The 21026-nt window shown below is 23.2% G+C and carries 19 protein-coding genes and 1 tRNA gene; 5 read left to right on the top strand and 15 right to left on the bottom strand.

From position 1 onward, the window contains the following. Positions 1-22 precede the first annotated feature (22 nt). On the bottom strand, positions 23-310 hold the full coding sequence (gene rplY / locus AB4W46_RS00505) for a 50S ribosomal protein L25 (protein WP_367678595.1): 288 nt from the start codon (positions 308-310) through the stop codon (positions 23-25). 172 nt (positions 311-482) lie between these two features. Here rplY and AB4W46_RS00500 point away from each other — a divergent pair, with 172 nt between their 5' ends. Beyond that, on the top strand, positions 483-1364 hold the full coding sequence (locus AB4W46_RS00500; RefSeq protein ID WP_367678594.1) for a glycine--tRNA ligase subunit alpha: 882 nt from the start codon (positions 483-485) through the stop codon (positions 1362-1364). A gap of 33 nt (positions 1365-1397) precedes the next feature. Then, the gene (glyS, locus tag AB4W46_RS00495; protein ID WP_367678593.1) at positions 1398-3467 is read left to right on the top strand and encodes a glycine--tRNA ligase subunit beta; all 2070 of its coding nucleotides are present in this window, start codon (positions 1398-1400) and stop codon (positions 3465-3467) included. A gap of 41 nt (positions 3468-3508) precedes the next feature. On the opposite strand, the gene pheT is transcribed toward glyS, so the two are convergent. The 7 genes from pheT to AB4W46_RS00460 form a co-directional block, all read right to left on the bottom strand. Further along, positions 3509-5896 carry a phenylalanine--tRNA ligase subunit beta gene (gene pheT, locus AB4W46_RS00490; protein ID WP_367678592.1) on the bottom strand — a complete coding sequence of 796 codons (2388 nt, stop codon included), beginning with the start codon at positions 5894-5896 and terminating at the stop codon, positions 3509-3511. Then, complete coding sequence (gene pheS / locus AB4W46_RS00485) at positions 5896-6900, bottom strand: phenylalanine--tRNA ligase subunit alpha (RefSeq protein ID WP_367678683.1); 1005 nt, start codon at positions 6898-6900, stop codon at positions 5896-5898. Before pheS ends, pheT begins: the two co-directional genes overlap by 1 nt. 97 nt (positions 6901-6997) lie before the next feature. Further along, on the bottom strand, positions 6998-7363 hold the full coding sequence (gene rplT, locus AB4W46_RS00480) for a 50S ribosomal protein L20 (RefSeq protein ID WP_367678591.1): 366 nt from the start codon (positions 7361-7363) through the stop codon (positions 6998-7000). A 52-nt stretch (positions 7364-7415) separates the two neighbouring features. After that, positions 7416-7613 (bottom strand): 50S ribosomal protein L35, encoded by a 198-nt coding sequence (rpmI, locus tag AB4W46_RS00475; RefSeq protein WP_367678590.1) that lies wholly within the window; start codon positions 7611-7613, stop codon positions 7416-7418. 31 nt (positions 7614-7644) lie between these two features. Continuing rightward, on the bottom strand, positions 7645-8184 hold the full coding sequence (gene infC, locus AB4W46_RS00470; protein ID WP_367678682.1) for a translation initiation factor IF-3: 540 nt from the start codon (positions 8182-8184) through the stop codon (positions 7645-7647). A gap of 22 nt (positions 8185-8206) precedes the next feature. Beyond that, the gene (thrS, locus tag AB4W46_RS00465; RefSeq protein WP_367678589.1) at positions 8207-10120 is read right to left on the bottom strand and encodes a threonine--tRNA ligase; all 1914 of its coding nucleotides are present in this window, start codon (positions 10118-10120) and stop codon (positions 8207-8209) included. Between the two features lie 160 nt (positions 10121-10280). Further along, complete coding sequence (locus AB4W46_RS00460) at positions 10281-11327, bottom strand: 3-deoxy-7-phosphoheptulonate synthase (protein WP_367678588.1); 1047 nt, start codon at positions 11325-11327, stop codon at positions 10281-10283. Between the two features lie 390 nt (positions 11328-11717). Between AB4W46_RS00460 and AB4W46_RS00455 the strand changes: the two genes are divergently transcribed. After that, complete coding sequence (locus tag AB4W46_RS00455) at positions 11718-12080, top strand: HesB/IscA family protein (protein WP_367678587.1); 363 nt, start codon at positions 11718-11720, stop codon at positions 12078-12080. 13 nt (positions 12081-12093) lie between these two features. On the opposite strand, the gene tyrS is transcribed toward AB4W46_RS00455, so the two are convergent. Both tyrS and AB4W46_RS00445 read right to left on the bottom strand, forming a co-directional pair. Continuing rightward, the gene (tyrS, locus tag AB4W46_RS00450; RefSeq protein WP_367678586.1) at positions 12094-13359 is read right to left on the bottom strand and encodes a tyrosine--tRNA ligase; all 1266 of its coding nucleotides are present in this window, start codon (positions 13357-13359) and stop codon (positions 12094-12096) included. 116 nt (positions 13360-13475) lie between these two features. Further along, positions 13476-14090 carry a riboflavin synthase subunit alpha gene (locus tag AB4W46_RS00445; RefSeq protein ID WP_367678585.1) on the bottom strand — a complete coding sequence of 205 codons (615 nt, stop codon included), beginning with the start codon at positions 14088-14090 and terminating at the stop codon, positions 13476-13478. A gap of 132 nt (positions 14091-14222) precedes the next feature. On the opposite strand from AB4W46_RS00445, the gene AB4W46_RS00440 reads away from it, so the two are divergent. Together AB4W46_RS00440 and tilS are read left to right on the top strand one after the other, a co-directional pair. Beyond that, positions 14223-14296 (top strand) — tRNA-Val (locus AB4W46_RS00440). A gap of 67 nt (positions 14297-14363) precedes the next feature. Continuing rightward, positions 14364-15692 carry a tRNA lysidine(34) synthetase TilS gene (gene tilS, locus AB4W46_RS00435; protein ID WP_367678584.1) on the top strand — a complete coding sequence of 443 codons (1329 nt, stop codon included), beginning with the start codon at positions 14364-14366 and terminating at the stop codon, positions 15690-15692. Here tilS and metG read toward each other — a convergent pair. From metG to AB4W46_RS00410, 5 genes are all read right to left on the bottom strand, one after another. Further along, positions 15661-17286: a methionine--tRNA ligase gene (gene metG / locus AB4W46_RS00430; RefSeq protein WP_367678583.1), complete on the bottom strand. Its 1626-nt coding sequence runs from the start codon at positions 17284-17286 to the stop codon at positions 15661-15663. The genes tilS and metG overlap by 32 nt on opposite strands. 144 nt (positions 17287-17430) lie before the next feature. Further along, entirely contained in the window at positions 17431-18834 is a 1404-nt protein-coding gene (gene gndA, locus AB4W46_RS00425; RefSeq protein ID WP_367678582.1) for an NADP-dependent phosphogluconate dehydrogenase, read from the bottom strand. Between the two features lie 78 nt (positions 18835-18912). Then, positions 18913-19533, bottom strand: a complete 621-nt coding sequence (gene hisIE / locus AB4W46_RS00420) for a bifunctional phosphoribosyl-AMP cyclohydrolase/phosphoribosyl-ATP diphosphatase HisIE (protein WP_367678581.1) — start codon at positions 19531-19533, stop codon at positions 18913-18915. Then, positions 19527-20303, bottom strand: coding sequence for an imidazole glycerol phosphate synthase subunit HisF (hisF, locus tag AB4W46_RS00415; protein WP_367678580.1), 777 nt, complete (start codon positions 20301-20303; stop codon positions 19527-19529). The genes hisIE and hisF overlap by 7 nt, the downstream gene beginning before the upstream one ends. Continuing rightward, positions 20267-21022: a 1-(5-phosphoribosyl)-5-[(5-phosphoribosylamino)methylideneamino] imidazole-4-carboxamide isomerase gene (locus AB4W46_RS00410; RefSeq protein ID WP_367678579.1), complete on the bottom strand. Its 756-nt coding sequence runs from the start codon at positions 21020-21022 to the stop codon at positions 20267-20269. Before AB4W46_RS00410 ends, hisF begins: the two co-directional genes overlap by 37 nt. Between the last annotated feature and the right edge of the window lie 4 nt (positions 21023-21026).

Here is a 21026-nt window from a genome sequence, read left to right as displayed (position 1 = left end):
ACGTACCGAAAATTATAATAACTTATTTATATAAAAAATCAATATGTATTAATTTATTTTTAAAAGGATGTTTTTGAACAGACTTCACACAAACTACATATTCTCTATGAGAAACATTTAAAATAATATTATTCACATAAAATCTTTTATTCAATTGAATATTAAATATAGCATGGTGATCTAATGATATGTATAATATTGGTTTATTAAGCCCATAAATCACACTTGGTATTTTATTATCACATTTTCTTAATTTTCTACTGGCGCTTTTACCTAATTTCACACGTTCTTCACCATATATCACCAACATAAATTACCTTCATGATTAAAAATTATAAATATTATGTATAATTTTACGAAATATTATTAAATATTATAATTATTGCATTAAAAAAATAAAAAAATTTAATATATTTAAAAATATTATAATGTTATTAGTATATTTCAATAAAATAATATCATATACATTAAAAATATTAAATATGAAAACAAAAAACAATTTTACATGTCATAACATTATTCTACAATTAAAAAATTTTTGGTCAAAACATGGTTGCATTATTATACAACCAATCGATATCACAGTTGGTGCAGGTACATTTCATCAATGCACATTTTTTCAAGTAATAGGAAAAAAATTTTATAAAACTGCTTATTTACAAATATCAAGAAGGCCAACTGACGGAAGATATGGAGAAAATCCAAATCGATTACAACAATACTATCAATTTCAAGTTACCATGAAGCCTGTTCCACATAACATTCAAAAACTATATTTACAATCTTTACAATTTATAGATATTAATATTGAAAATAATGACATCAGATTCATAGAAGACAATTGGGAAAATCCAACATTAGGTGCATGTGGTCTTGGATGGGAAATATGGTTAAATGGTATGGAAATAACGCAATTTACATATTTTCAAAAAATGGGATCATTGACGTGTCAACCAACAGCAGTGGAAATAACATATGGAATAGAAAGAACAGCAATGCATATTCAAAAAAAAAAAAATATATATGATATCATTTGGGATCAAAATGAATCGTATTGTCTATCATATAAACAACTATTTTATAAAAATGAAATCGAACAATCACTATATAATTTTCAACATTCGAACATTAAATTTTTAAAAAAACTATTTTACGAACATTTGTCTGAATCAAAAAGATTATTATCATTTCAAAAACCACTTTTATTACCTGCATACGAACACATCTTGCATGCCACACATAATTTTAACTTATTAGATGCAAGACAAATAATTTCTAATACTGAACGAACAAATCTAATATTAAAAATACGATCTATTGTGAAAATCATTGCTCAATATTATCATAAAGATCAATCAAAATAAAATTTTCAATTACTTCACTGGTAAATATATCACATGAATTATAAAACATTTTTAATAGAACTACAAACCGAAGAAATACCAGCTCAATATATTAGAGAAATTGCAAAAAATTTTTACGAAAATTTTTTAAATCAATTAAATCAAAATAAAATTCATTTTTCAAAAATAAATCTTTTTGATTCTCCAAGAAGAATCGCATTACAAATCAATAAAATTAGTACACTATCAATTAAAAAAAACTACTGTTTAAAAGGACCTTCTGTTGAAAATTCATTTGATCATCATGGAAATTTAAAAATACCAGCATCATCATGGTTAAAAAAACTAAATATTCAAATAAAAGACACAACGATACTAAAAACTAAAAAAGGAAAATGGTTAATATATAAAAAATATGAAATAATATCTTTAAAATCTATTTTAATGAAAATTTTTTTGTTGACTTTAAAAAATATAAAAACATTAACAGAAATGTCATGGAATGAACACAACATAAAATTCATTCGACCAATTAGAAATATAATTATATTATTAGATGACCAAATTATTCCTTTTAATAAATTTGGATTCTCAATAAAAAAATATTTATATGGAAATATATTCACAATTTTTAAAAAAATAAAAATTAACCATGCTAAAGAATACGAACATATACTGTATAAATATGGAAAAGTAATAGCTAAATTCTCATTAAGAAAAAAAAAAATTCAGTACCAATCAGAAAAATTAGCATATCAACTCAATGGAAAAATTAAATTAAATCCTTCTTTATTAAATGAAATATCATGTTTAGTAGAATATCCAAAAATATTATACGGAAAATTTAAAAAAATTTTTTTAAAAATCCCAAAAGAAATTTTAATATATGTTATGGAATCTATGCAAAAATATTTACCAATATATAACATTTATACTGAACAACTGCAACCATATTTTATTATTGTTGCAAATACTAATTCTATAGAAACTAAAAATATTATCTATGGAAACGAAAGGGTTCTAACAGCAAAATTATCTGATGTATTATTTTTTCTTAATCAAGATTATAAATTAAAATTACAAGAATATCTTCCATTATTAAAAAAAATAATATTTTATGAAAAATTAGGAAATTTATTTGATAAGACAAAAAGAAATATTATACTTATTAAAAATGTTATTCAATACACAAAATCAAATATTAATGATAGCATTAGGTGTGCATATTTATCAAAATGTGATTTAAAAACCTACATGGTATATGAGTTTCCTAAATTAAAAGGAATAATTGGTATGTATTACTCATTATATCATAATGAACCTCAGAACATATCAATTGCATTAAAAGAACAGTATCAACCTAATTTTTTAGGGGATCAATTACCATCTAGTATCTTAGGTTGTACATTATCTTTGACTGATAAAATTGATACATTGGTTGGATTATTTTTAATTAACATTAAACCCAAACAAGATAAAGATCCATTCTTTTTAAGAAGACTATCAATTGGTATCATACGAATAATTATTGAAAAAAAAATTAATATCAATTTAAAAAAAATAATTAATATATCAATTTCAAGTTACAATTTTCAAAATATACCACAAAACATTAATGATAATATCTTTCAATTCATATTATATAGGTTATACTCATTCTATAAAAAAAAATATGATACTAAGATTATTAATTCAATATTCGAATATTATAAAAATAATTTATTAGATATGGATAATAATATAAAATATTTAAATAAATTACAAAAAAAAAAATGTTTCATCGATATCATCACAACATATAAAAGAATTAATAATTTAATTAAAAAAAACAAAATAAAAAAAACAAGTGTATACCAAATTAACGAAAAACTATTTCAAAATAAAAAAGAACAACTATTTTTTATAAAAATAAAAAAAAGTAATGATATGATTGAATATTTAATAAAAAAAAAAAAATATAAAAAAAATTTAATAATATTATCAATATTACAAAAATTTATCAATAGTTTTTTAGATAATCATTATGTAGAACATAAAATTAAAAATGTTACTATTAATAGAATATCATTATTAATAAAAATAAAAAAAATATTTTTAAAAGTAATAAATTTTAATGAATTATAAAATTAACATCAATACTACAGAATATAATATGAAACAAATTTTTAATTACGTAATATCGCTTGAAAATGAATATTTAAATATTTCATATACCAACACATCATTTCTTCAATATCCCGATCACATAATGTAGTCACTGCACTTTGAAAAACAAAAGTTAAAGTGATACTTTTTTTTCCATAAGGAATTGATGGACCTTGATATATATCTGAAATTTTAATATCAAGCAACTTATCTTTAAAATGATTTTTACATAATATAACAATATCATTTACTAAAATTTCATTACTGATTATGATTGATGCATCTCTTTGACTCAAAGGAAATTCTGAAATACGTTTTATACGAGTATTATCTTTAAAAATCAAATAATCCCAAAAAACTTCGAATAAAAATACAGAATATTTTAAATTAAATTTTTTTAATATATATGGATCCAATTCACCCATTCCACCAATTAATTTATTATTAAATAATATTTTTACACTTTTATTGGGATGTAATCCAGAATATTTATATGGTATAAAATTAATATTTTCTAAATATCCTAGGGTTTCAAAAATACACTCTACATCACCCTTAATATCATAAAAATCAAAATTTCTTGCTGAAACATCCCAATGATATTTATATTTCGTATTACCAATAATCCCTGATACATGAAATATCTGATCAACCCCTAATTCTTTTTCACTATTTTTATAAAAACATAAACCACTCTCAAAAAATCTCAATTCTTCAAATTGACGATTTTGATGATATAATAAAGTTTCTATCAAACCTATCCATAATGAATGACGCATACATGACATATCTTGAGAAATAGGATTTAATAGATATAAAAATTTTTCTTTGGGATAAAAAACTCTTTGTTTATCAGAATTAACAAAACTATAAGTTACAACTTCATTATATCCACGATCTATTAAACTATATTTTACTCTTTTTAAAAAAAATTCTGATGAATCATATTTTGAAATAACAATATTATTATTTAAAGGTAATTCAGGAATAAAACTATAATTATAAATCCTCATAATATCAGATACAACATCTTCAGAAATAGCAATATCAATACGCCATTTTGGAGGAACTACATATAAAATATGAGGATGAGTACTTAAATGATAACCCAATCTTATTAAAATACTTTTAATAATCTCATAATCAATCATACAACCAGTTATATTTTTCACCATATTCACATGGAATTTAATTTTTCGATTTTGATAATTGTAATACTCTTCTGATTGAATACTAGTAACTGATCCTGAAATTCCACCACAAATTTTTAAAAATAAATTTGTTACATATTCTATAACCTGTTTTTGATTACTAGGATCTACAAAATATTCATTACATTGACTTTTATTATTTTTTTTAAACTGATATATTGATTGATTTAATGAATTTTGATCAAAAAAAAAAGATCCAATAAATAAATTTGTATGCTGTGTATCTATATTAAAATAATTAAAATCTATATGACCCAATATTGCTAATAAATCAGATTTATGTTGCAAAATCAAGATTCGATCATTAAGAATAATATTTTTTTGATAATTTTTAAAATTTATATTTCCATTATAAAATTTTAAAGATATATCATTAAAATCTTTTAAAAAACTAAATATATACAAAGATTGACCAAAATGAATAGAAGCATAATTCATAATATCTATAACAATATTTACAGAAAGTATTTTATATTTTCTTAACTTTTCTTTCATCCAAATTGGAGTTGGGGTTTTCAAATCAATATTATTAATTAATCTTCCAAGACATTTATGAATTACATTATTAATTTGAACATGAATCTTACACTTTTTTGAACTTTTTGAAGGAATAAAACCATGAAATATTTTTGGTAAATCTAAATTCTTCAAAATGCATATATCTCGAACAATACCAAAAATACTACATGCATCTATTCGATTAGGAGTAACATTAATTTTAATGAATTTATCGAAATATGAATAATAATTTTTAAGATTTATTCCAATAGGAGCACAAACAGGTAACTCAACAATATTATCACCACCAAACCATTTTAAATCATCATATGAACATAATATTCCACCTAAAAAAATCCCATATTTTATATATAAATTTTTTATTGTATTCATATTTAACAATCCTGAATCAATTGTAGCAACTAAAACCTTCATTTTTTTAAAAATGGAATATTTTATATCACATAAAATATTTATCAGAAAATTTTTTCCAATATCCACTTGAATTATATTCATTTTTTTAAAAGATAAATGAGAACTAATAGAAATAATTTCACCAACAATAATACCTGGAAAAGAACAATAAAATTCTTCTATCTCTTCAACTTCTAAACCAGAAAAAGTAATTTTTTCACAAATTTTTTTCAAATCCCAATCTATATTAATCCAACTTCTTAAAGAATGTTCACTAATTTTCATTAAAAATACCTACTTCTTTTAAATTGTTGAAGAAATTTTAAATCATTTTTTAACAGTACTCGTAAATCATTAATTCCATAATACAACATAACCATTCTTTCTACACCTAAACCAAAAGCAAAACCGGAATACACATCAGTATCAATACCAAATCTATGTAAAATATTTGGATGAACCATACCACAACCTAAAACCTCTAACCAATTATTTTTATTACTCATAATATCAACTTCTGATGATAAAACAGTAAAAGGAAAATATGAAGAACGAAATCTGATTTTCATATGTTGATTAAAAAAAATATTTAAAAAATTTACAATTACCCATTTTAAATTTGAAAATGTAATATTTTTATCAATTACTAAACCTTCAACTTGATGAAACATTGGACTATGTGTTTGATCATAATCTCTTCGATATACCTTTCCAGGTATAATAATTTTAATTGGCAATATTTTTTTTTCTATTTCATGAATTTGCATATTCGAGGTTTGTGTTCTTAATAAACGGTTTGAATCAAACCAAAATGTATCTTGTATATTTCTCGCTGGATGAAATATAGGAATATTTAAAGCATCAAAATTATAGTATTGGTTTTCAATTTCCAGATTTTTATTAATTATATTAAAACCTAAATTACAAAAAATAGATTCTATTTGATAAATTACTTTAGTAATAGGATGCATTGTACCAATATTTTTTCTTCGACCAGGTAGAGATACATCTATTTTATCAATATCAATATTTTTTTTAATCTTATATTTATCAAGTTGCAATTTTTTATTGATAATATTTTTATTAATCATATTTTTAATATCATTAATCATTTTACCTATATGTTTTCGATCTGATAATTGTAAATATTTGATTTTTTTAATTTCAACAACAATAATTCCTTGTTTACCAAGATATTTAACTCGTAATCTTTCCAAATCCTGAATATTCTTAATTTTTTTTAATTCAACATTGAAAAAACTTAAAAATTTAGATTTATTAAAAATCATACTTGATGTATTCATTTTTTTTCCTAAACATACATACTTTTAAAAAGCTTCCAAATAAGGAAGCTTATATTATCAAGTATAAAAATGTTATAAAATATCAATCCATTGATTTTAAATGATCTTGTACTTTTTTTATTAATAAATTAAATTCACCATGATGTAAAATAGAAATATTTGATAACATCTTACGATTAATAATAATATTCATTTTTTTTAAACCATATATAAAACGACTATATGAAATATCATGCTGACGTACAGATGCATTAATACGTGTAATCCATAGTTTTCTAAAATTTCTTTTTTTCGTTCTTCTATCACGATAAGCGTACTGACCAGCTTTAATCACTGCTTGCTTTGCTACGCGATATGAACGAGATCGAGCACCATAATACCCTTTTGCTTGTTTTAAAATTTTTTTATGTTTCGCGTGAGTAATTACACCGCGTTTAACACGAGCCATTGAAACCTCATTATAAAATATTGAAATAATTTTTATAAAATAAATATTTATATTATAAATATGGAAAAAAAGATCGAATTTTCATTTTATTAGATTGTGAAACTATCATTTTTTTTCTAAGATGTCTTTTTTTTTTAGTAGTTTTTTTAGTTAAAATATGACGCAAATTCGATTGTTTATATTTAAATTGATGAGATGCAGTTTTTTTAAACCTCTTTGAAGCGCTTTTTAATGTTTTCAATTTTGGCATCACATGTTACCTAACGTCAATAATACAAAATTTATGTTTTTTTAGGAGACAACATCATTACCATTTGACGACCTTCAATTTTCAATGGAAATGATTCAATGACACATATATCATTCAAATCATTTTTAATTCTTTTTAACACATCAACTCCAATATGTTGGTACGTCATTTCACGACCTCTAAATCTTAATGTAACTTTTACTTTATTACCTTGTTTTAAAAAACGAGATAAATTCTTTAATTTAACTTGATAATCACCTTTATCAGTATTAGGTCGAAATTTTACTTCTTTAATCTGTATTACTTTTTGTTTTTTTCTTTGTTCTTTAAGATTTTTATTTTTCTGATATAAAAATTTACCATGATCCATGATACGACAAACACTAGGAATAGCATTAGGACTAATTTCTACTAAATCTAGTTTTAATCGTTTTGCATACTGCAATGCTTGATTAATGGTAACAATACCAATTAATTCATTATTTACCCCAATTAACCTAACTTCATGTACTTTAATTTCATCATTAATACGATTATGTTTTATTGATGTCATACGTTTGCTAGATTTAATAATGAATTCCTCCAAACAAAATTCAAAATGTACGAAACTGAATTTCATATTTTATTTTTTCTATAAATGCATCAATACTCATCAATTGTAAAAAATTATTTTTTATACTACGAACATTGACTTGATGATTATTTACTTCTGTATCACCACAAATTAATATATAAGGAACACGCTCTAAAATATATTTTCTAACCTTAAAACTTATTTTTTCATTATTTATGTCAATTTTATTTCTAATACCTAATAAAGAAATTTTTTTTTGTATTTCTAAAACATATTGATGATGTTGATGATGAATACTAATTACAACAACTTGAACTGGAGATAACCAAATTGGTAAATAACCTGAATACTGTTCTAATAAAATACCAATGAAACGTTCTATAGAACCTAAAATTGCTCTATGAATCATAATTGGAACTTTCTTTTCATTATTACTAGAAACATAAAATGAATTAAATCTCTGAGGTAAATAAAAATCAAGTTGTATTGTACCACATTGCCACAATCTATTTAAACAATCTTTTAAAATAAATTCAATTTTTGGACCATAAAAAGCACCTTCACCGACTTTATATTCAAAATCAACATTACTAGATAATAATGCATTTTTTAAACTTAATTCTGCTTTATTCCAAATATCATCATTACCAATTCTTTTTTTTGGTCTTGTAGAAAAATTAATATATATTTCTTTAAAACCAAAAACCTCATATGAACTATATATCATCTTAATACAATTTACAATTTCTTGTTGAACTTGTTCTTCCGTACAAAATATATGCGCATCATCTTGTGTAAAATGTTTTAGACGTAATAATCCATATAAAGAACCTGAAGTTTCTTTACGATGACAAATACCAAATTCTGCTATACGTACCGGTAAATCCCTATATGATTGAATATGTTTATTAAATATTTGTATGTGTGCAGGACAATTCATAGGCTTAATACAATAACTATCATTTTCAGAAATAGTAAAAAACATTGATTCACGAAAATTATCAATATGTCCACTTTTCTTCCAAAGTGATTCATTTATAATTAATGGTGTTTGTACCTCATCATATTTCCAAATTTGGAGTTGTAAACGAATAAACTTTTTCAATTCTTGAAAAATAGTCCATCCATTTTTATGCCAAAAAATCATTCCAGGAGATTCTTTTTGTTTATGATACAGCTTCATTTTTTTATTAATAATTCTATGATCTTTTTCTTGATTAATTTTTATTTTTTTTAAAAAATCTGAAATATAAATTTTATTAAGACCAACAATACCATAAATACGTTTTAACATCTTGTTATTTTTATTACCATTCCAGTATGCACCTGAAATATTTTGTAATTTAAAATATTTACAAAATCTAACATTCGGAACTTGAGGACCTAAATCAATACTAAAATATCTCTGATGAAAGTATACAGGAACAAATTTATGATTAAAAAAATATTTCTCAATATATTTCGAATTATAAAATTCTCCGTTTAATAATAATGATTTTTTCAAATCAGAATACAATATTTTTTGAAAAATAATATCATATTTTTTTTTAATAAATGATTTCATAATTTGTTCTAATCGCAATATATCTTTTTCTGAAATAGAACCATCAAAATCAAAATCATAATAAAACTTATCATCAATAATACCTCCAATACCAGATTTAGAATCCTTCCATATTATTTTACATGCATATGATAATAGATGAATGCATGAATACTTAAGTAAATCAATAGTTTGATGATCCTTCATAGTTAAAATGTGAACATTAGAATCTTCTTGAATCAAGAAATACATATTTTTTAATTGACCATTAACGACAGCTCCAGTACAATACCTAGAAAATCCAACTCTAATATCTTCTGCTACATTTACTAATGAAATATTAGATTCATATGTCCTTTTTTTTCCATTAAGTAATGTAATAACAGGCATAACTACATCCTTATATTAAAATTTAAAAAAGTATTATCATTATACAATAATAATGTTTAATATTTTATTTATAAAAATAAATACTATAATATCAATATTATACTAACTAATATTACAAACACATTCAAAAAAATACCAGTCATTCTGACTGGTACTATTTTTAAAATCGACTATCAACGGATTTTGCCAATTGATCAATAATTAAAACACTATCATCCCAGCCTAAACACGGATCGGTAATAGATTTTCCATATATTAATTTATTTTTTGGGGCAATATTCTGCGATCCTTCCTGTAAAAAACTTTCAATCATAACACCTGTAATATTTTTCGAACCATCTTTAATTTGTTTACAAATTGCTTCAGCAACTTTGCACTGTATTCGATGTTGTTTTAGACAATTTCCATGACTACAATCAATCATTAAATATTCTGGTAAATGAAAAAAATTTAATTTCTTTACTGCTTTTTTAATATCATCAGGATGATAATTAGGACGTTTACCCCCTCTCATAATAATATGACCAAAAGGATTACCACTAGTATGATTAATTGTCATTTGTCCATTTTTATTAGGAGCAAGAAATAAATGCTTTACTTGAGCTGCTCGAATAGCATCAATGGCAATATTAATATTACCATCTGTTCCATTTTTAAAACCAACAGGACATGATAAAGCAGAAGCCATTTCTCGATGTATTTGGCTCTCGGTAGTACGTGCTCCAATTGCTCCCCAGCTAATTAAATCTGCAATGAATTGTCCAATAACCATATCTAAAAATTCTGTAGCTGCTGGCATTCCTATTGTATTAATATCTAAAAGCAATTTACGTGCTACAGATAACCCATCATTTACTTTGAAACTATTATCAAGATCAGGATCTGAAATCAAACCCTTCCATCCAACCACAGTTCTAGGTTTCTCAAAATATGTACGCATAATAATTTCAAGACGAGAAGAATATTTTTTACGTAATATATTTAATCGATGAGCATATTCTACAGCTGCAACAGTATCATGTACTGAACATGGGCCAACAACTACTAATAAACGAGAGTCTTTGCCGGTTAAAATGTTAGCAATATTTTTTCTCGCAGTAATAACATTATCAATAATATTAGAGGTTAAGGAATAACGCTGTGCTAGATCGTATGGAGTTACTAATGGATCAATTCTTGTAGTACGCAGTTCATCTGTTTTTTTCATAATCATCTCAAAATAATGTTGTATTATATAATAAAAATCAAAATATACGTGTACATATGAAATAAATATTATATAAAAAAATATTTTATCCATTCAAATAAAATTTAAGTATATAACATGAAAAACCATTGTAAAAATAAAGAACATAAAAATTTAATAAAAATATAAAAATATAAAAATAATCCAATTTTCAATAAATCTGTATTTTATTTAATAAAATAAATAAAATAAAAATATTAATATAAATTCTAAATAAAGAATAAAGATGTCATAATTAAAAAAATTATGAATAATCACAATTAAATAAATCAAATGTTATAAAATATATTTAAAATGTATAATTTGTAATTAAACTATTAATACACATTATATTCATGGAAAAAAATAAAAATGAAAAAAATCAATAAAAAAGGTATTTTTATTACAGAAAACGCACAAAAATATCTTAATAAATTAATAAAAAAAAAAAATAATAGTATAGGAATAGAAATAAAAATTAAAAAATCAGGTTGTGCTGGTTGGAAATATCATTTATATTTAATAAAAAAAGAAGATATAAAAGATAAAGATCAATTTTATATATATCATATAAAAGATATTAATATTTATGTAATTAAAAAAAATATTAAATTAATTGACGGAACAGAAATAGATTTATTAAAAAATGATGGTATTAATTTTAGTATAATTTTTAAAAACAAAAAAATAGATACATTTTGTGGATGTGGTGAAAGTTTTCACATTACTATTTAAAATTTAATAAAAACTACCAACACAGTAACAAATGATTTTTTTTTCCTTTAGATAATATAGTATATTTACTAAAAATTTGATCATCTTTGCAGAATAAATATTCTGGATTCATTACTTTTTTACCATTAATTTTAATCCCGAATCCAGAGATTACACGTTTAGATTCACTTATAGAACTACACAAATGAGATTGAACCAATATATGTTTTAAAAAATTAATTCCAGAATTTAAATTAAAATATGGAATACCATCTTTTTTTAATTGCAAAAAATCCGATTTCGTTAAATCCATTATATTTCCACCAAAAAGACTCTGAGTAATTCTTTTCACTGCATTTACCTGATTTATTCCATGCACCATTTTTGTAATTAATTCTGCAAGTAATAATTTTGCATCATTAATATTCTCTAATGAACGCTTTAATTGATCAATTTCTGATATCTTTAAAAAAGTAAATAACTTTAAAAAACTATAAACTTGAGTATCACTAATATTTAACCAAAATTGAAAAAAAGCATATGGTGTTGTACGATTACTATCTAACCAGATAATTTTATTATTTTCTGTTTTACCAAATTTAATACCATTGTCTTGAGTTAATAATGGAACAGTTAAACCAAAAACCTGCTTATGAAAAATCCTACGAACTAAATTAATACCAGAAGAAATATTACCCCATTGATCAGAACCTCCAATCTGTAACATAACTTGATGTTTTTTATATAACTGTAAAAAATCATAAGATTGTAAAAGATTATAAGAAAATTCAGTAAATGATATACCTTGACCTGCTCTATTAATACGCATCTCTACTGATTTTCGACTAATCATTTTATTAATTGAAAAAAATTTTCCAATATCTCGTAAAAAATCAATTACATTAATTTTTTTAAACCAATCATAATTATTGACAATAATTGGACTACACAAATTATTTTTTTCAAAAAAATCAACAATCTGCTGTGAAATTTGTGAACTCCAATTTAACATATGAGTTGGTATACCTAATTTCCGTTCTTGAGATTTAAAACTCGGATCACCAATTAAACTTGTAGCATAACCAACTAAAATCACAATTTTATGACCATATTTTTGAAACCACTGTAAACACAACAAAGGTAATAAATGACCAACATGCAAACTATTTGATGTAGGATCAAAACCACAATAAACTGTAATATCAGAATTTAATAAAATGCTTTCTAAATTAGATTCATCACTAACTTTAGAAATAAAACCCCTATTCTTTAATTCATCTAATAAAATCAATGTATCCATTCGTTTTATTCACTCAAAATATTAAAAATATTCAATCAAACTTAAAAATCATATAAAAAAATACATATTAAATACGAATCACGAAATTTATTGTAATATAAAATAATTTAATATAATTAAATAAATTTTTTATTTAAAATCCTCTTCATATTATCAATCATAATATGCGTGTAGTAATCTACTTCAATATTTACTTTTTCACCAATCTTTCTTGAACCAATATTAGTACAAGATATAGTCTCAGGTATCAAATCAACACAAATAGTATTCTTAAAAACTGTATTAATTGTCAAACTGATGCCATCAATTGCAATAAAACCTTTTCGGAATATATACTTCATAATACGAATATCATCTATATTTAAAAAAAAACGTTTTTGACTTTTAAAATGAATTACATTATGTATAGTAGCAGTTGTTATAATATGACCAGATAACAAATGCCCACCAATTTCATCACCAAAACATAACGAACGTTCAATATTTACTGTAGAACCAATTCTTAAAATAGATAAATTAGTAAGTTTCAAAGTTTCTTGTATAATATCAAAATAAACATTATCTTTTTGGATTTTTGTAACTGTTAAACAACATCCATTATTAGAAACAGATGCACCAATTTTTAAATTATTTAATAACAATAAAGGAAACTTTAATTGCAATGTATATAATTGATGATTTTTATGAATCATCATAACAACTGCTAAACCTTGAATAATTCCAGTAAACATTAAAATATCCTTAATAAAACATTGATTATAAAATTATATTAATTATAATATCTATAATGATTCAAAATATCATAAAAAACTCATAATATTTAATATATTTTATATAAAATCAAATTTTATTATTCATATTTAGCGTTCGTAACTCAGTTGGTTAGAGTGTCACCATGACATGGTGAAAGCCAGTGGTTCAAATCCACTCGAACGCATTAATAATAGTAATTCATATACTACATATTATTTTAAAATTAATAAATAAATTTAGGTTATAAAAAATTGATTAATAAATTTATTAAAAAAATAAAAAAAAATCAAAGAATATTAATATCATATAGTGGTGGATTAGACTCAACAGTATTATTGTATCAATTAATACCATTTACTAAAAAATACCCATTCTTGAAAATTCGAGCAATTCATATAAATCACAACATTGAAAAAAATGCCTTATTATGGAGTCAACACTGTAAAAAAATTTGTAAAAAAAATCAAATTGAATTAGTAATAAAAAAAAATAAATTAAAAATTAAAAATAACGTGCAAGAAACTGCAAGAAACATACGATATAAAATTATAAAAAAACACATGATTAAAGGAGAAATATTACTAACTAGCCATCACTTAAATGATCAGTGTGAAACGTTATTTTTAGCTCTAAAAAGAGGTAGTGGTCCATCAGGTTTATCTGGAATACCTGAAATTCAATCCTTAGGTCATGATAAATACATTATCCGTCCTCTTCTAAAAAAAAGCAAAAACGAACTTTTAGAATGGGCATTATTAAACAAAATCCAGTGGATTGATGATGATAGCAACTTAATCGATAAATATGACAGAAATTTTATTAGAAATAATATTATAAATTTGATCGAAAAAAGATGGAATTTTTTTATTAAAAATTGTGTAAAAAGTATGAAATTATGTGATAATCAAACAATAGCTTTAAATTATTTCTTAGATGAGATTTTATTAAAAATAAAAACAATAGATAATGCTATACCAATAGAAACTTTTCATAATTATCCTAAAGTAGTACAAAAATCATTAATTAGAAGATGGATATTTTTATATACAAAAAATGTAATTTCATACATTCAAACACAAGAAATTTATTATAAAATTATTCAAAATAAAAAAAATACAAAATACATCATAACTATTAAAAAATATGAAATTAGACGCTATAAAAATTATATATTTCAAATTAAAAAATTTAAATCTTTAAAAAACACCATTATTTTTTGGCATAATACTAAAAAACCATTAAAATTAATAAATAAATTAGGATATATAATTCCAGAAAAAAAAGGAATTCAAGTACCGTATCCAAAAAATTCTGATTTGGTTAGTATACGCTTTACAATAAACAAAAAAACATTATTGAATGATTCAAAAATAAAAAACATGAAAAATATTTGGCAAAAAAATAAAATACCGCCATGGTATCGCAATCAAATACCAGCATTATTTTATAATGATCAATTGATTGCAATAATGGGGGTATTAATTATCCCTCACTTTAAAAAAAAAAATCATGATGTAAATAAATGGAACATCTCCTGGATCGATATTTTTAATGATTCAAATCATTATTTAAATCACTAACTTTAATTCTATGATATAAAACTCTAAAAATAGAAATACGATGATTCAATAAAGGAGTATCTATATTATTCCATGACAAATGAATTAATAAAAAAGATTCAGATCTTTTAGCTAAATCAGGAATAATAGGTTTTAAAAATGTCATAATTATACGAAACAAATTAATTCCCATAGTACAAATTTCATGTAATAAAGTTTTATGAGTTGTTAATAATAACTTCCAAGGCTTTTGTTCATTAAAATACTGATTCGCTATGTCTGTTAAAAAAATAATCTTTTTAATAACTAAACTAAACTCACGATTCTCAAATAATCTTCCTATTTCAAAAGATGCATCAGTAAACTGTTGATATAAATGCATATTTTGTATTTTTTTAGATAAAATATTATTAAAATATTTACTCAGAAAACTTGAACTGCGTGATGCTAGATTCACAACTTTATTTACAATATCAGAATTAATTTTATTCTCAAAATCTTTTAAATTCATCTCGATATCTTCAATTTTAGAAGATAATTTAGAAGCATAATAATATCTTAAACTATCAGAATCAAAATATTTTAACCATTTTTTAGCAGTAATAAATGAGTTTTTAGATTTAGATATTTTTTTCCCTTGAAATGTTAAATGACCATGAACAAAAATTTTAGTTGGCTTCCTAAAACCAAGAACCTCTAACATTAATGGCCAAAATAACACATGAAAATATGTTATATCTTTACCGATAAAATGATATAACTCAGTATGAGAATTTTTTTTCCAAAATTCATCAAAATTCAATAATGAATTATAATTACATAAACATTTAAATGTACTAATATAAGACATCGGGGCATCTAACCAAACATAAAAATATTTATCATAAAAATCAGGTATTTTAAAACCAAAATAAGGATAATCTCTAGAAATATTCCATGAATGTAAATCTTTTAAAAACCACTCTTTAATTTTATTAACAACGTTTTTATTTACAACTCCAGATATTATCCATTGATAAAGTTTTTTTTGTAAAATAGATAAATCTAAAAATATATGTTTTGAATTTTTTATAATTGGTATAGTATTAGAAATATTAGAAATCGGACTAATTAACATACTTGCTTTATAAATACTACCACATGATTCACAATGATCTCCATATTGATTTTTTGAATAACACACTGGACAAGTACCTTTTACAAATCGATCAGGTAAAAAAATATCTTTATCAGTATCATATAATTGGTCAATATTTTTTATTTGTAATAAATTTCTTAATTTTAATCGATAATATAATTTTTTTGTCCAATAAAAATTTTGTATGTGATGTGTAGAAGAATAATAGTCATAATTAATATTAAAAGACTGAAAATCAAAGACATGTTCTTTAAAAGTATTTAATATTAATAATTTTGGAGATACATTGAGTTCACGAGCCTTTAGCATAATTGCAGTACCATGTGTATCATCAGAACAAACAAACCATACTTCCCTTTTTCTCATTTTATAATAACGAACCCAAATATCTGCCTGAATATGCTCTAACATATGACCAATATGCAAATCTCCATTAGAATATGGTAATGCACAAGTAACTAAAATTTTTTTTTTCATAGATTTACAATGTAATGATTATAAAAAACAAATATCATGAATACAATAAAAATATTTCAAAAAATAAAATATTTTAAATAGACTAAAATTAATAAAATAAAATTAATTAATCTATTTAAAATAAAATTTTGATATCAATAATAATTATTCTAACCAATTCGTATGATAAACACCTGATTTATCATTCCTTTTATATGTATGTGCACCAAAACAATCTCTTTGAGCTTGTATTAAATTCGCTGAAGACTGTGAAGTTCTATAACTATCATAATATGTCAAAGAGGATACTAATGCAGGAATTGCAATACCTTGTTTAACAACGTATGATACTATTTTACGAAGAGAACTTTGATATTGTTTTGAAATATCTTGAAAATAGGGAGATAATAATAAATTAATAATAATATTATCATATTTATATATTTCAACAAGTTGATTTAAAAAATCTGCTTGAATGATACAACCTGATCGGAATATGCTTGCAATTTCGTGACATTTTAAATTCCAATAATATTTTTTAGAAGCAGAACCAAGTTGTGAAAATCCTTGAGAATAAGCTATAATTTTTGATAAATACAACGCTTTACGAAGATCTTCAATAAAATCATCTTTATGTGATGAAACTAAAGAAACATTAGGTCCAGATAATATTTTTGATGCTAACATTCTTTGTGATTTTAGAGAAGATACATACCTCGCAAAAACAGATTCAGTAATAACATTTAATGATTCATGTAAATCTAATGCATCTTGACACGTCCATTTTCCAGTTCCTTTATTTACTGCTTCATCTAAAACATAATCTATTAAATCACCATTATGATCTTTTTTACGAAGAATATTTTTAGTAATATCTATTAAATAACTATTTAATTCTCCTTGATTCCATATATCAAAAACATCAGAAATTTCTTTATTACTATAATTAACTATATTTTTTAAAATAATATACACTTCTGATATTAATTGCATATCAGCATACTCAATACCATTATGAACCATTTTTACATAATGACCAGAACCATTTGGACCAATATAAGCAACACAAGGTTGATTTTTAAATTTTGATGCAATAGATTTGAAAATCGGTTTTACAATATCATATGCACTTTTTTGTCCTCCTGGCATGATTGATGGACCATTTAACGCACCATATTCACCACCAGAAATACCTACACCAAGAAAACTAACATTATTTTTCAGTAAATCCTTTGATCTTCTTATAGTATCTTTATAAAAAGAATTTCCTCCATCAATAATGATGTCTCCAGAATTTAAATAAGGAGTTAGAACATTAATAATATCATCTGTTGCTTGTCCTGATTGAACCATTAACAAAATACGTCTAGGTTTTTTTAAAGATCTCAGAAAATCTTGAATCAAAAAATAAGGTGATATATTTTTTTCTGAACATTTTAACATTACATCCTTTGTTTTATTTATTGTTCGATTAAAAATTGCAACATTATAACCAGATTTTGCAATATTTAAAGCTAAATTTCTTCCCATTACTGCCATACCAATTACACCAATATCATTTTTTTTCATGTTAAAACTCCAATAAAAATTAAAAATAAAAAAAATTATAAAATCTGAAATACAGGAAATATTGTAAAATTTTAATAATTATTTAATTTTTTTATTTCGAATTTCTAAATTTTTAATTATATGGCTAAAACTCAAATTTTGATTATGTAGTAATACTAAAAGATGGTATATTAAATCAGTAGCTTCATTTACAAATTCTTGTGTATTATTATTAATAGAAGCAATTACTGTTTCAATAGACTCTTCTCCTAATTTTTGTGCAATTCTATTCACGCCAAGTTTATGCAAATATGATGTGTATGAATCATTAAAATAATGTTTTTTTTTATCTTTGATCTTCTTTTCTAAATAAAAAAAATTAGTGTATTGTGTCTTATATCCATCAAAACAACTTGTATTGTTAAGATGACATGTCTTACCTATTGAATCTACTAAAATTAATATACTATCATGATCACAATCTAAAACTATGTTTAATACTTTTAAATAATTACCAGATGTTTCACCTTTTTTCCATAATCTCTTTTTCGTACGTGAATAAAATGTAACAAATTTTGTTTTTTGAGTACACTGTAATGCCAGTTCATTCATATATCCGTGCATGAGAACTTCTGAAGAAGAAAAGTTTTGTATAATACATGGAATTAAACCATTTACTTTATTCCAATTAATACTACTTAACTCATGATGATTTAACATTTTCTTATATTAATTCCTTTTAAAAATAAAAAATTTTTTAATTCTTGAATACTAAACATATTTTTATGAAATACTGATGCAGCCAATGCTCCATCAACATTGGTATTTTTAAATACATTATAAAAATCTTTCATAATACCTGCTCCACCAGAAGCAATTAATGGAACATGACAAACTTTTTTCATAATTTTTAATTGTTTTAAATCATAACCACAACACACACCATCTTGATTCATCATATTTAATACAATTTCCCCAGCACCTTTTTTTTGAACTTCTTTTATCCAATCTACAGTACGCCACATGGTTTTTTTTGTCATTTCTTGACAACCAGTATATTGATAAACAAAATAATCGTTAGAATCCTTATCGAACCAAGAATCAATTCCAACTACCACACATTGTGAACCAAAACGATCAGAAATACGAGTAATTAAATTAGGATCACTCAATGCAGGAGAATTAATTGAAATTTTATCTGCACCAGAAGACAAAATATTTTTTACATCAGTAATATTTTTAATACCACCTGCTACACAAAAAGGAATATCGATTACTTGTGCAATTTTATGTATCCATTTTCTGTCAACTAATTCATGATTTGCAGAAGCATGAATATCATAAAAAACTAACTCATCTGCACCATCTGAAACATACTTTTTAGAAAGAGATATTATGTCCCCAATAATCACATGATTACGAAACTGTATTCCCTTTACTACGCATCCGTTTCTCACATCGAGGCAAGGAATGATCCTTTTTGCCAACATTGTACTGCCTCCAAAATAGTAAATTTTTTCTCTAATAAACTTTTTCCAATAATAATGTCTCTGACACCAATTTTTTTTAATTTCTCAATATCACTCAACTGACAAATTCCACCAGAAGATTGAAAATGAATACTTGGAAATTGTGCTACCAAATCTTGATATAAATCTAAATTTGGTCCCATTAAAGTACCATCTCGAGATATGTCTGTACAAAGAACATGTTTAATATTTACAGAAGATAAATCATATAAAACATCTTCTAATTGAATATTAGTTTTAGTTTCCCAACCATGGATACAAACATTTTTTATATTTTTTTCAGTTATTCGAATATCTAGTGCTGCTACAATATAATCATTACCATAATATTGAATCCAATTTTTTACTTTTTTAATATTGTTAATAACAGCTGATCCAATAACAATTCGTTTAGCTCCAATAGATAAAAAATATTCTATTTCCTTTTCTGTACAAATTCCACCAGCAATTTGTATAAAATTTTTAAAAGTATTAATAATTTTATAAAAAATTTTACTTCTTTTTTTTTCAGAACTTCTAGCAGAATCAAGATCTACTATATGTATAACTTTTGAACCATAAAAAATATATTTACTTAATATATTGTATATATCATCATGATAATATTTTACTAAACCATAATCACCTTGATATAATCGTACAATTTTATTATTTATTATATCTATTGATGGAATAATCATAAAT

It is taken from the genome of Buchnera aphidicola (Panaphis juglandis), from assembly GCF_964059065.1.
In the GTDB taxonomy this organism is placed as follows: Bacteria; Pseudomonadota; Gammaproteobacteria; order Enterobacterales; family Enterobacteriaceae; genus Buchnera_L; species Buchnera_L aphidicola_AM.
This window is presented reverse-complemented; position numbering and strand designations above follow the sequence as displayed.